This window comes from Clostridium sp. D53t1_180928_C8, from assembly GCF_015667795.1.
In the GTDB taxonomy this organism is placed as follows: domain Bacteria; phylum Bacillota; class Clostridia; order Clostridiales; family Clostridiaceae; genus Clostridium.
Genome location: NZ_JADPEL010000007.1, coordinates 1 through 12153, shown reverse-complemented (window position 1 = coordinate 12153; position 12153 = coordinate 1). Strand labels below are relative to the sequence as shown.

Here is a 12153-nt window from a genome sequence, read left to right as displayed (position 1 = left end):
CTTTTCCTCCTTAATATGTTATTTTAAAATTCTTCTTTTCTTTACTCCAATAACACTCCTTTTCTGCTTTGCAACTAAAACATTGTCTAGATAGTTTATCAGCCCTATATATTATCTCTTCTAACTTATTATCACTTTCTTTTCTATGATTAGCTATTCCATTTAAAATAACATTAAGTTCCTCTTCTGTAAAGCTTGTTTCTTTTAAAATTTTTCTACTCATATCTACACTAGCGATATCATGATGTATACCTTCTTCATATTGTTTTACTCTACCTATATCATGTAATAATCCTATCGCATAAATTACTTCTTTAGACACCTTCAAATCTTGTTCTAAAACCATTATATATGCAATTCTTGCTACATCAATAAAATGCTCTATAGTATGATTACAAAACTCTCTGTTTTGCTCATACTTTTTTAACTTTTCTAAAGACTCCTTGTAGATACTATTGTTAATTATTATATCAATATTATTCATTTTACCTCCAAGTTAGTTAATAGTTGCAAAATAATCCTATCTTATAAAATTCATAACTTCTCTTCTAAGCTCAATATCCTCTTTAAAAACTCCTCTATATGTAGTAGTTATAGTTTTAGCGCCTGGTTTTTTTACCCCTCTCATAGTCATACAAGTATGCTCTGCTTCAATAACAACCATAGCGCCTTCTGCATCTAAATATTCCATTATTGCATCTGCAATTTCTGTTGTTAATCTTTCTTGTAATTGAGGTTTCTTAGCATATACTTCCACTGTTCTTGCAAGCTTAGAAAGTCCCGCTACCTTTCCTTTTGGTATATATGCTATATGTACTTTTCCGAAGAATGGTACTAAATGATGCTCACACATAGAAAAGAATGTTATATCCTTTTCTAGTACTAAATCATTATTTTCTACAGAAAAGGTCTTTGATAATATATCCTTAGCATCCTTACCTATTCCTTCAAAAATCTCCATATACATTCTTGCTATTCTATCAGGTGTTTCTATTAATCCTTCCCTATTAACCTCTTCCCCTACACCTTCTAGTATTAACCTTACACCTTCCATTATCTTTTCTTTATTCATACTTTTCGCCTCCATTTATTGCCTTATCATATTGCTCTTTTATTTTTACAACTAATTTACTGTCAAATAGCTTGTTTTCTATTTTAGAAACCTTAATTACCCCAACTAATGAATTAGTCAAGAAAACTTCATCGCTATTTAATAGTTCATCTTTTGTTATTTTAGTTTCTATAACATCAAAGTTATCTATAACCCATTGACGAATTACTCCAGGTAATAAGCCACATTCAATTTGGGGTGTATATATTTTTTTATTCTTAACAATAAAAATATTGGTTGTACACCCTTCACATAGATATCCTTGCTCATTAAAGAAAATAGCTTCATTAAGTCCATTTCTTTGACATATTTCATATTCTATAATATTTTCTAAGTAATTTAAAGTTTTAAAATTTATTATTCTAGATGTTGAATTCCTTAATACTTTAGAAATACTAGTCTTAAAGCCCCTTTGATAATCTTCATCTTTATATTTTATTTCTCTTACAGAATAAATTAGATTTTTCTCAGTAATAGTAATTTTTAAAGCTTTATTTTTTATTTTATTTTCTTTTATAAACTTTTTTACATCATCTATATTTATTAATTCTCCTAGCTTCATTGCCCTAATTGAATTATTTAATCTTTTTATATGTGCTTCTAAAAATATAGGTAATTCTTTTATTAATATAGTTTCAAAAACACCTCTGCCAAAAAACACACCACTATCTATTTGTATATTATCTTCTTCATATATAACTTTTCTCATAATTTACCTTCTATAATACTCTCATTAATGCTTTTGCTTTATCTAGTGTTTCATTATACTCATCCTCTTCTATTGAATCATAAGTAATTCCACCACCAACACCAAAATAAGCCCTATTATTCTTCTTTAATATAGTTCTAATTACTATATTAAAATCACAATTACCTCTAAAATCAAAGTATCCTATAGAGCCTGTGTAAATATTTCTTTTTAAACCTTCTAATTCTTCAATTATTTCCATAGCTCTTATTTTAGGAGTTCCTGTAATTGACCCACCTGGAAAACACTCCTTAATGCACTTTACTGACGAAACACCTTCTTTTAGCTCTCCTTCTACAGTAGAAACTAAATGAAAGACCGTAGCATATTCTTCTAACTTAAAGTTTTCCCTTACTTTAACAGAATGAGGCTTACAAACCTTACTAAAGTCATTTCTTTCTAAATCTACAACCATTAATAATTCTGCTTTATCTTTTTCACTATTTATCAATTCTAATTTATTTTTCTCATCTTCTTCATAAGTTTTTCCTCTAGGCCTTGTACCTTTTATAGGTCTTGTATGTGCCTTATTATCAACAACTTGAATAAATCTTTCAGGCGATGAACTTATTACTTGAAAATCACCAAAATTTAAGTATGCTGAAAATGGCGCTTTATTTATACTTCGTAATTTCTTATATATATCAAATGAATCCTCTTCATTATTACACCAAAATCTTTGAGTCATATTTGCAATATAAACATCACCTGACACTATATAATCCTTTAATTTAGATACTGCATTTTTATAATCCTCTTTAATAAAATTTGAGTGAAAAATATTATTACTTTTTTCAGCTACTATTTCATCATTAATTTTATGTCCATTATCTATTTTATTTAAAATTTTATGTATTTTTTCAGTACTTCCATCTAAGTCAGTTATGTACTTTTTATCATTTATTAAATCAAATATTATTATATTTTTATAAAAAATAAACTTCATATCTGGAATATTAAAGTCTTCTTCAGATATATCCGGTAATTCTTCTAATATTCTTCCACTATCATAAGTAATATATCCCATAGCTCCGCTTAATAATGGAATATCATCTTGAACATCATTTTTATACTCATTCACTAGATTTTCTAATATTTTAAATGGCTCTCCTTTAATCTCATTACCATCAATATATGTCTTTTTATTCTTTAATTCAAATATTAAAAATGGATTTAGTCCAATAAAGGAATATTTAGAAAGTCTTTCATCTTCTTTTGAACTATCTAATAATATAGTATTTTTTTCTTCTTTGAATAAATTATATACTTCAAATGCATTTAATTTACTACTAAATTCTGTTTTAATTAACCCCACTTAACTCCACTCCTAATAATACTTTCATTAGTATTAATTACTTTTTTTATTAAATTCTTTTGTTATTTTTATAAAATTTTCTAATATTTTATGCCCCTCTTCAGTCATTTCCGCTTCTGGATGAAATTGAACTCCATATATATCATAATCTTTATGTCTAATGCCCATTATTATCTTATCATCTGTTTCACTAGTTATTTCAAGGATATCTGGAAAATTTTCTTTACTTACTATTAAAGAATGATATCTTGTAACTCTTAAAGGATTTTTTACATTGTTAAATACCCCTTTATTATTATGAGTTATATTAAACATTTTTCCATGAACAGGTTCTCTTCCTTTTTTTACAATAGCATTGAAGTAATGCCCTATACATTGATGTCCTAAACAAATTCCCAGTATTGGAAGCTTACCTTTAAATTTATCAATAATATCTAAACTTAATCCTGCCTCATTTGGCGACTTTGGTCCTGGTGAAATTATTATCCCATCTATATTCATTTTTTCTATTTCTTCAATAGTTATTTTATCATTTCTATAAATAATAATTTCTTCTCCTAATTCTTCAAAGTATCTAACTAAGTTATATACAAAAGAATCATAGTTATCAATCATTAAAAGCATTATATCCCTCCAACCTCATTCATATTTTTATTTATTAAATTTTAAGCTATATTTTTTTTAATTAAGCACAAATTATTAATAATATATTACTAATACCTTATTACTTTTTAATAATAATTAAAGTTATTTTATTATTATTGCATTATTAATGAATAAATTATATCATAGCTTTATATACTACAAAACATTTACTTGAAGGGAGTTTAAATTTATTATGATTATATGCGATTTACATACACATTCTACTGCATCAGATGGTAAATATTCACCTAAAGATGTTGTAAAAAGAGCTTACGATAGAGGAGTTAAATATTTAGCATTAACTGATCATGATACTTTATCAGGTATAGATGAAGCAAAATCTGAAGCTGCAAAATTAGACATGCATTTTATTCCTGGAGTAGAATTATCTACAACTTATAAAGGAGAAACTGTCCACATTTTAGGATATTTCAGAGGTGATGATTATAAAAATCCAGATTTAAATCATTTTTTAGAAGATTTAAAAGCAAAAAGAATTGCACGTGCTCATGAAATTGTTAGAAGATTAAAGAAATTTAACGATATTGAAATAGACGTTAATGAAGTTCTTAAAAATGGTAAAGATACTATTGCAAGACCTCATATTGCTAAAGCTATAATAGATGCAGGCTATAATTATTCAAAAGAATATATCTTTGATAACTTTATTGGTGATCATTGTCCTGCATATATACCAGCAAATAAATTAGATGCAGAAGAAGGTATTAAATTATTAAAAAATTATAATGCTATTGTAATTTTAGCTCATCCAGTTTTATTAAAAAAATTACATGTACTTGATGTCCTTCATCTTGATTTTGATGGAATTGAAGGTATATATGGGCTAAATACCCAAGAAGATACTGAAAAATTCTTAAAGATTGTAGATAAAAAGGATATATTAACTTCGTGCGGTTCTGACTCTCATGGTCATGAAGAAGACGACTCAAAACATGGAATTTTAGGATCACAATCTATAGAAGAACATAGACTAGAAAAGTTTTTAAATAAACTAAATAAATAAGAGTTGCCTTATGGCAACTCTTATTTATTTAGTTAGCTTTATATTTATTCTTCTATTAAGAAAGCTTTATATCCGTTTTTAGTTTCATATATATCTACTTTGCTAGCTACTTCCCATGGAGCATGCATATTTTGTAGTGCAACACCACAATCTATAACTTCCATGTTATATTGAGCTAAAATATAAGCGATAGTACCACCGCCTCCTTGATCAACCTTACCAAGTTCTGCTGTTTGATATGCAACATTATTTTTTTCCATAATTTTTCTAAGCCAAGCAACAAATTCTGGATTTGCATCATTACAACCACTTTTTCCTCTTGCACCAGTATATTTACTAAATACTAAACCTCTTCCAAAATAAGCTGTATTTTTCTTTTCACAAGCCCCTGGATAATTTGGATCAAATGCTGCAGTAACATCAGCAGATAGCATTGCTGAGTTTTGAAGAGCTCTCTTTAATTTCAATTCAGAATACTCGCCTTTTCTATCCATTACTTCTGCTACAGTGTTTTCAAAGAATTTAGAATGCATTCCTGTGGCACCAATACTTCCTACTTCTTCTTTATCAACAAGTAAAATTACTGATGTTTTATCTACTGATTCAACCTCTAATAATGCCATTAACGAAGTATATGCACAGATTCTATCATCCTGTCCATATCCCATTACCATACTCTTATCAAGCCCTAAGTCTCTTGCTTTTCCTGCTGGCACTAATTCTAGTTCTGCTGATATAAAATCTTCTTCTTCAAAGTCATATTTTTCTTTTAATAGCTTTAATATATTAGCTTTTACAGCCTCTTTTTCCTCTCCTTCAAGTGGAATATTACCAACTAATACATTTAAATCTTCACCTGCAACAACATCTGCTGCTTTCTTTTGTAATTGTTCTCCTGAAAGATGTATTAAAAGGTCTGAAATACCAAGAACAGGATCAGTATCATCTTCACCTACAACAACATTAATTTTAGTTCCATCTTTTTTAATTACAACTCCATGTAAAGCTAATGGTAGTGTAACCCATTGATATTTTTTAACTCCACCATAGTAATGAGTATCCATCAAAGCTAAATCCCCATCTTCATATAATGGATTTGCTTTTATATCTATTCTAGGAGAGTCAACATGAGAACCAATAATTCTCATTCCATTTTCAATTGAATCTTTTCCTATTAAATATAAGGCTAAAGTTTTATCTTTATTATTAGCATAAACCTTATCCCCAACTTTTAAGGTTTCATTATTTTGTATTATCTCATTTAAATCTCTATATCCTTTTTCTTCTGCTAATCTTATAGCCTCATGAATACATTCTCTTTCTGTTTTTCCTACTGAAAGATAATTCTTGTATCCCTCACAAAAACTGAAAACCTCTTGTTTTCCATTTTCATCATATTTTAGCCATGCATTTTTTTTAGCATCTTTACCCATAATATAGCCCTCCTTATTCTTCTTCACTAACTTCACACATTCTTTGTTCTATTATATCTACTGGTGTAACATCAGACATTAATGAGTGTCTATAATTCCCTGCAGCAGCTTCAATTATAACCGCAATATTTCTTCCAGGTCTTACAGGTACTCTTAATCTTCTAACATTTACGCCAAGTATATCTTGTGTTTCCTTATCAATACCTAATCTATCATAATCTCCATCATCTTTCCAATGTTCAAAATGCATTAATAAATTTATGTCTTTTGACGGTAATATAGAACTTAATCCATATAATGAAGATATATCAATAATACCTATACCTCTAACTTCTAACATCCCAATAGTTATCTTAGGTGATGTACCTATTAAACTACCATCTATTTCTTTAATGTCAACTGCATCATCCGATACTAGTCTATGTCCCCTTTTTATAAGCTCTAATGCAGTTTCACTTTTTCCTATTCCGCTTTCTCCTGTTATAAGTATACCTATACCATATACATCTACTAAAACTCCATGTAATCTTGTTTCTGGAGCAAGTTTTCCTGCTAAGTACATAGTTAACTTGCTTATAAACTTAGTTGTAACCATATTAGTTCTTAATAACCATGATTTTGACTTTTTCGCTGCTTTTAGAAATTCAGCATGTGGTTCTAATCCCCTACTTATAATTATACATTTAGAGTCAAAGCTAAAATACTTATTTATTCTTTTTCTCATTAACTCTATTCCCATATCATCTAAAAAGCTCCATTCAGCTTTACCGATAACTTGTATTCTTTCAGGCGCAAAATAATTATAAAAACCAGCTAACTGTAACCCCGGTCTATTTATATCGTTAACAGATATCTTTACATCCTTTTCACCTTCAACTAAAACTTCTAACTCAAAATCTGTAATTAATTTTTCTACAGTAACTGACAATATTCATCACCCTCTATTACTTTCTATTCTTAAGTTCAACGCCCTCTAATTGTACTCTAAAGTTTGCTTTTACACTATCTATATATCTTCTTCTTAGAATTTGTTGTTCTTCTTTTTCTTGTTCTGTTAAACCTTCTTCTTTACTCTTTTTATATAACTCATTTATTCTTTTTATAACATCATCTATTTTTGCTTTTGTATAATCCATTTTTTACTTCCTTTCCTTTATATAAATATTTAACTATATAAGTTTAACTTACAGAATTAATAAGGATTTTAATTTTAAGCCTTTATTTTAGTTTAAGTTAAACTTTAGAATCCTACTTAATCTTATTTTACATTTATTTCTTTTATATATCAACTTTAAATATTTTATATTTCATTTTTTTGATAAATTCGCCAAAATACCTCCTTATATTTAATTTCTTTCTATCATATATTATTTACAAAAGGACTCTTAAAGATACTTATGTTTCTTCAAGAGTCCTTTTGTATTTTTTTGTAATATTATATTATTTTACTTTTCTACCATATATGGTATAATAATCCATATAATGTTAATTAATATCAAAAGGAGGTGCTTTATGAATAAAAAAAGTCTTAAAAATAAAATTATTCTACAAAAGATAACTTTAAATTTACTTTTGAAATTTCTATCTCCTCAAAACAAATTCGTAATATACATATCGCAAAGTTTGGACAAGCATGTATGGCGATATCAACATCTTATTTATAAGAAATATAAGAGAAAACATTTAAATAAATATTCAATTTCTAAATCTAAAGCTGCATGACATGAAAAAAACACCTCAAAATTGAGGTGTTTTATCCTAATTAATTCCCAACATGCCGGTCGCTTAAATATTCACACCTGCAACTCGCAGGTGGGTTCTGCTCAATTTGCTTCTGCCATCTTCTGATCTTATGAAGCCCGACATCCACAAACCTGTTGCAAATCCCGTAAATATAATGTAGGTTGAACATCATAAGCTAAGCGCACATCTCAGGATTTCATGCTTTTATTATATCAAATTAAATAAAAAGTTCAATAGTAATCTATACCATTTTATAAAAATTATTTAGACATGTAATCCTTTACTACTTCTTCTATTGATATATTGCTATCTTCTTCGGTAAATAGCGTCATAAACTGTACATAATCGCTAGTTTTTTCAGTCATCTGAATAGCCATCATTTCGCCTTCAATACCTAATTCTTCTATTATTTCTTCTATTATCTCTAAGACTTCATCATTTGCAAAATCATAAAGATAAGGGAAGTAATATTCTTTATACCAATCTTTGCTGTACTCTTCTAAACTGCTCTCCTCATTAGAATATGCTTTTGCTGCATCTAGTACATCTTTGTCAAAATCAAAATAAAAGTTTATTAAAACAAAATCATCATCTTTTTTTAATACTTCTACATCTGATAATTCATTTTCATTTAATATTTTTATAATTTGTGATTCTTGCACTTTTTTTCTCCTTATAATTAATATAATAACTTATTATACTCTTTTTTTACTGCTATAAATTCTTTATCGTCTTCAACAAGATTTAACTCTTGCTTTCCTCCTACTTCATCTATTCTAAATACATAGATGTCTTCGCTCTCTTTATCTTCCATTGGTGCTAGTAATAAATATTCCTTTTCTTCTAAATAAATTCTAGCAACAGCTTCAAATTGAACCTTATTTCCGTTTTCATCTAAGAAAGTCATTACTTGTGTTTCTTCATTTTGAACGTCTTTTATATCTTCACTCATTAATCTATTCTCCTTTTCTTCTAATGTTATACAATTATAAAAATTTACTATAAAAGCTTATCACAAAACAGCTTTTCATTACAACATTTAGATACATATAATCTTAATTTTCTTTCAGCTGCATCTTTTCTAATATGCATACATACAAGTTTTTTGCAATTACTACAATATATTTTATACTTATATTTAGATAAATCCATCTCTGTTATATTATTGTATTTAAATGTAGTACTACTAGATATACCACTTTTAATACAGCAATCTTTAAAAAATTTATTATGTCCATTATTAGTATTAGTTATAGTATTGCAATAATAATGTAAATACTCATGGATTATTACTTCTTTAACTACCTTTTCATTATATCTTCCATTAGTTAAATTCTCAGCAAACACAAACTTTAAGGGAACTATTTTATTATTATACTTTTTATAAAAAAAAGCACCCATTCTTTTTTTTGCTCTTTTGGATATTTCTATTTTTATATTACATGGGTAATTCCATTTTTCTGATATTTCATTTATAATTATCTTTATATCTGATATAGACCAAATCTTATACATAATTTACTCCTAAATTATAATAATAAATTGCAATGTTTTTATTATAAATTGTTTTTTAAATTATGTATATTGGATTTTTTTTATTAATATAAATAATTAGGTGATTTTTATGATTGATAATATAAATAATATTTTTTCAAATTATACTCCTTATATCAATGGGTGGGAAAGCTTTAAAAGAGCTTCTGTTACTATCCCTCTTGTTAATTGTAATAACTCTTTGCACATTCTTTTTGAGGTTAGATCTAAAACATTACGTAATCAACCAAATGAAGTTTGTTTTCCAGGAGGTAAAATAGAAGAAGATGAAAGTCCACTTACTACAGCTATAAGAGAAACTTGTGAAGAAATAGGTATATGTGAGGATAATGTTACAGTTATATCCCCATTAGATATTTTTATTTCCCCATATAATACTCTTATCCATCCTTATTTGATTTTTATTAATGATATTAACTCTCTTAAAATTAATTATGATGAAGTTCAAGAAGTATTTTTTGTACCACTAGATTATTTACTAAATACAAATGTAGATACTTTTATTAATAAAGTTAACATTACTCCTACTGATAACTTTCCTTATGAATTAATTCCTCAAAAACACGCTTATAAGTTCTCCACAGGTTCTTATGAAGTTCCATTTTATATTTATAACAATTATGTTATTTGGGGAATTACCGCTAAAATTCTCCTTAACTTTTTATCTTATTTAAAGGAAAAAAACTACCACTATTAATTTGTGGTAGTTTTTTCAAGCTTTACTATTGTTAATTTGTATCTGCAGTTCCATCTTCTGTAGGTTCTGTAGTTTCTTTTGTTTCAGTTTGTTCTCCCGAATTTACATTATCTGTCGATTTATTTTCTAAAGATAAATTTTCAAAAGAATTTGTTATAATGTATTCTCCATCTCCTACTTTTATAAACTTAAGTGAAACAGTATCTCCAACATTAGTTAATGCCACTTCTCTTGAAGTTTCTGTAGATACAGAGAAGAAACTTTCTTCACCTTTTATCTTAATATCATAAATACTTGAACCTTCCTTAACAACTAAACCAATTCTTTCTACTTCTCCAACTAATGATTCTTCACTATTACTTCCTTCTAATGAAATATTTGTGTTAGTTAAAGCTTCTAAATATCTGTTTAATGTTGATTGAAGAGTATCTCCAACTGCAACAGTATTATAGTTTTTAACGTTAACCATAGCATATTGCTTAACAAGTCCATTAGAGTCCTTTAATGTCATAAAGTATGTTGGTTCTGATTGTATATTTATTAAATATGGGAATGTAGCAGTATATCCATATTGTTGAACTTTACCTTGAGCTGATTTCATACTTGCCTCTTCAGTAGCTCCTGAAGTCTTGTACATTGTTGTTTCGCCAGTTCTAGTATTGGTTAACATAAATCCAACTAAACCTTCATCATTACCTACAGAAGTTATTCCTGTATAATAATAGCATGAATCATCATTGAAAATTATATTCATTCCTTGAGTTGGCTTTAACTTATCTTTATCACTAAAGTTTAAGATACCATGAACTAACTCTCCCCATTTATTTAAGTAATTATTGATATATGTTGATGGTTGTATTCTATCAACCCACTTTGGTGTGTTTTCTATATCATATATATTAGTTTCACCTGTTTGTGCATTTATTATTTCAGTTCCTATCGCTTTTTGTTCTGTTATTCCAATAGCATTGTCATATCTAGTAATAACCCAATAAGGATTTCCATCATCATCTAGTTCAAAATTATAATCAGTATGTCCTGATTTCATATCTTTAAAGTAAGCATGTCTATCTAAATCACTAAAAAGATATGCTGATGGAATATATTTCAAACGTATCTCTTCTCCATTTAATTCTGTAACTAATTGTACATCATTTTGATTGGTTGCACTAACCTTTATATATCCCTTTGTTCCATCACTATTAGTAAACCATTTAAAAAATGATGAATGTTCTAATGGACCTACATAATATAGTTGTCCATCTACACTTTGCAGTGATAAATCCCCTATTGTTACCTGGCTACCTAAGCTTGGTATTTCCCCTAACTTTTTATCTGCTAACTTATAAGCTAACTCTTTATCAATAATAGGTAATTGTTTTAAATCCATATGTTCAATTTTACTTGAAAATTCTATTTCTTCTACATTTCCTATTAAATTTCTATGAGTGCTTGGCATAAATATTGGACTAAATGCTACTAATGCTACAACATATAATACTCCAACCGCAACACCACTACTTATATATTTTTTATTTAGTGTCATTGCTCCATATGCTACTGTACATAATACAAATGGTCCCACTAAAATAAATGCACTTAGTGAAACATCTAAAATAAGCTTACTATTAAATGCTAATAATAATCCTATTGCTAAATAACTCCCTATTAACCACTTTAAATATTGTTTAAAATTACTTTGAAATCTCATTTTTATCCCTCCATAATACTAATTATAAAGGCATATTTAATTGAATTCAATACTTTTTTTAAAGTTTTACACTATTCTATAATAAGTTATTTAATAACTTATTAATATTATTTAAAAATTTTGTTAATTTTTTTATTAAGCTTTAGTAAATACTCCATTTATTAAACTCATA

14 protein-coding genes and 1 other RNA gene are annotated in these 12153 nt (G+C 27.4%); 2 read left to right on the top strand and 13 right to left on the bottom strand.

Annotated elements, in window-relative coordinates; all coding sequences use genetic code 11:
- Positions 1–10: 10 nt before the first annotated feature.
- The 5 genes from I4V51_RS06715 to I4V51_RS06695 are packed head-to-tail and all read right to left on the bottom strand — an operon-like array spanning position 11 to position 3798.
- Entirely contained in the window at positions 11–484 is a 474-nt protein-coding gene (locus I4V51_RS06715) for an HD domain-containing protein (RefSeq protein WP_195987558.1), read from the bottom strand.
- 36 nt (positions 485–520) lie between these two features.
- Complete coding sequence (folE, locus tag I4V51_RS06710) at positions 521–1072, bottom strand: GTP cyclohydrolase I FolE (protein WP_195987557.1); 552 nt, start codon at positions 1070–1072, stop codon at positions 521–523.
- Positions 1065–1820, bottom strand: coding sequence for an aminotransferase class IV (locus I4V51_RS06705; RefSeq protein WP_195987556.1), 756 nt, complete (start codon positions 1818–1820; stop codon positions 1065–1067). The genes folE and I4V51_RS06705 overlap by 8 nt, the downstream gene beginning before the upstream one ends.
- Before the next feature lie 10 nt (positions 1821–1830).
- Entirely contained in the window at positions 1831–3174 is a 1344-nt protein-coding gene (pabB, locus tag I4V51_RS06700) for an aminodeoxychorismate synthase component I (RefSeq protein WP_195987555.1), read from the bottom strand.
- A gap of 33 nt (positions 3175–3207) precedes the next feature.
- Complete coding sequence (locus I4V51_RS06695; RefSeq protein WP_195987554.1) at positions 3208–3798, bottom strand: aminodeoxychorismate/anthranilate synthase component II; 591 nt, start codon at positions 3796–3798, stop codon at positions 3208–3210.
- Positions 3799–4012: 214 nt separating this feature from the next.
- On the opposite strand from I4V51_RS06695, the gene I4V51_RS06690 reads away from it, so the two are divergent.
- Positions 4013–4843 (top strand): PHP domain-containing protein, encoded by an 831-nt coding sequence (locus tag I4V51_RS06690; protein ID WP_195987553.1) that lies wholly within the window; start codon positions 4013–4015, stop codon positions 4841–4843.
- A 44-nt stretch (positions 4844–4887) separates the two neighbouring features.
- Here the strand turns inward: I4V51_RS06690 and I4V51_RS06685 are convergent, their stop codons facing one another.
- The 7 genes from I4V51_RS06685 to I4V51_RS06655 all read right to left on the bottom strand — a co-directional run bounded on the left by I4V51_RS06685 (position 4888) and on the right by I4V51_RS06655 (position 9534).
- On the bottom strand, positions 4888–6276 hold the full coding sequence (locus I4V51_RS06685; protein WP_195987552.1) for an aminopeptidase: 1389 nt from the start codon (positions 6274–6276) through the stop codon (positions 4888–4890).
- 13 nt (positions 6277–6289) lie between these two features.
- On the bottom strand, positions 6290–7204 hold the full coding sequence (gene hprK, locus I4V51_RS06680) for an HPr(Ser) kinase/phosphatase (protein ID WP_195987551.1): 915 nt from the start codon (positions 7202–7204) through the stop codon (positions 6290–6292).
- A gap of 16 nt (positions 7205–7220) precedes the next feature.
- Positions 7221–7412, bottom strand: a complete 192-nt coding sequence (locus I4V51_RS06675; RefSeq protein ID WP_195987550.1) for a DUF896 domain-containing protein — start codon at positions 7410–7412, stop codon at positions 7221–7223.
- Positions 7413–8038: 626 nt separating this feature from the next.
- Positions 8039–8217, bottom strand: a non-coding RNA gene (ssrS, locus tag I4V51_RS06670) — 6S RNA.
- A 62-nt stretch (positions 8218–8279) separates the two neighbouring features.
- Complete coding sequence (locus I4V51_RS06665) at positions 8280–8681, bottom strand: hypothetical protein (RefSeq protein ID WP_195987549.1); 402 nt, start codon at positions 8679–8681, stop codon at positions 8280–8282.
- A 17-nt stretch (positions 8682–8698) separates the two neighbouring features.
- On the bottom strand, positions 8699–8971 hold the full coding sequence (locus tag I4V51_RS06660; RefSeq protein ID WP_195987548.1) for a DUF1292 domain-containing protein: 273 nt from the start codon (positions 8969–8971) through the stop codon (positions 8699–8701).
- A 47-nt stretch (positions 8972–9018) separates the two neighbouring features.
- Complete coding sequence (locus I4V51_RS06655; RefSeq protein ID WP_195987547.1) at positions 9019–9534, bottom strand: SprT-like domain-containing protein; 516 nt, start codon at positions 9532–9534, stop codon at positions 9019–9021.
- Positions 9535–9643: 109 nt separating this feature from the next.
- Here I4V51_RS06655 and I4V51_RS06650 point away from each other — a divergent pair, with 109 nt between their 5' ends.
- Positions 9644–10270, top strand: a complete 627-nt coding sequence (locus I4V51_RS06650; RefSeq protein ID WP_195987546.1) for a CoA pyrophosphatase — start codon at positions 9644–9646, stop codon at positions 10268–10270.
- Between the two features lie 31 nt (positions 10271–10301).
- Here I4V51_RS06650 and I4V51_RS06645 read toward each other — a convergent pair whose 3' ends face one another.
- Complete coding sequence (locus tag I4V51_RS06645; RefSeq protein WP_195987545.1) at positions 10302–11981, bottom strand: cell shape-determining protein; 1680 nt, start codon at positions 11979–11981, stop codon at positions 10302–10304.
- Positions 11982–12153: the final 172 nt, after the last annotated feature.

Excerpts from the sequence above, each read along its gene's own strand:
- I4V51_RS06660 (WP_195987548.1), bottom strand. The coding sequence starts at position 8,971 with ATGAGTGAAGATATAAAAGACGTTCAAAATGAAGAAACACAAGTAATG.
- I4V51_RS06715 (WP_195987558.1), bottom strand. The coding sequence starts at position 484 with ATGAATAATATTGATATAATAATTAACAATAGTATCTACAAGGAGTCT.
- folE (WP_195987557.1), bottom strand. The coding sequence starts at position 1,072 with ATGAATAAAGAAAAGATAATGGAAGGTGTAAGGTTAATACTAGAAGGT.
- I4V51_RS06655 (WP_195987547.1), bottom strand. The coding sequence starts at position 9,534 with ATGTATAAGATTTGGTCTATATCAGATATAAAGATAATTATAAATGAA.
- I4V51_RS06650 (WP_195987546.1), top strand. The coding sequence starts at position 9,644 with ATGATTGATAATATAAATAATATTTTTTCAAATTATACTCCTTATATC.
- I4V51_RS06690 (WP_195987553.1), top strand. The coding sequence starts at position 4,013 with ATGATTATATGCGATTTACATACACATTCTACTGCATCAGATGGTAAA.
- I4V51_RS06675 (WP_195987550.1), bottom strand. The coding sequence starts at position 7,412 with ATGGATTATACAAAAGCAAAAATAGATGATGTTATAAAAAGAATAAAT.
- I4V51_RS06705 (WP_195987556.1), bottom strand. The coding sequence starts at position 1,820 with ATGAGAAAAGTTATATATGAAGAAGATAATATACAAATAGATAGTGGT.
- I4V51_RS06695 (WP_195987554.1), bottom strand. The coding sequence starts at position 3,798 with ATGCTTTTAATGATTGATAACTATGATTCTTTTGTATATAACTTAGTT.
- I4V51_RS06645 (WP_195987545.1), bottom strand. The coding sequence starts at position 11,981 with ATGAGATTTCAAAGTAATTTTAAACAATATTTAAAGTGGTTAATAGGG.
- I4V51_RS06685 (WP_195987552.1), bottom strand. The coding sequence starts at position 6,276 with ATGGGTAAAGATGCTAAAAAAAATGCATGGCTAAAATATGATGAAAAT.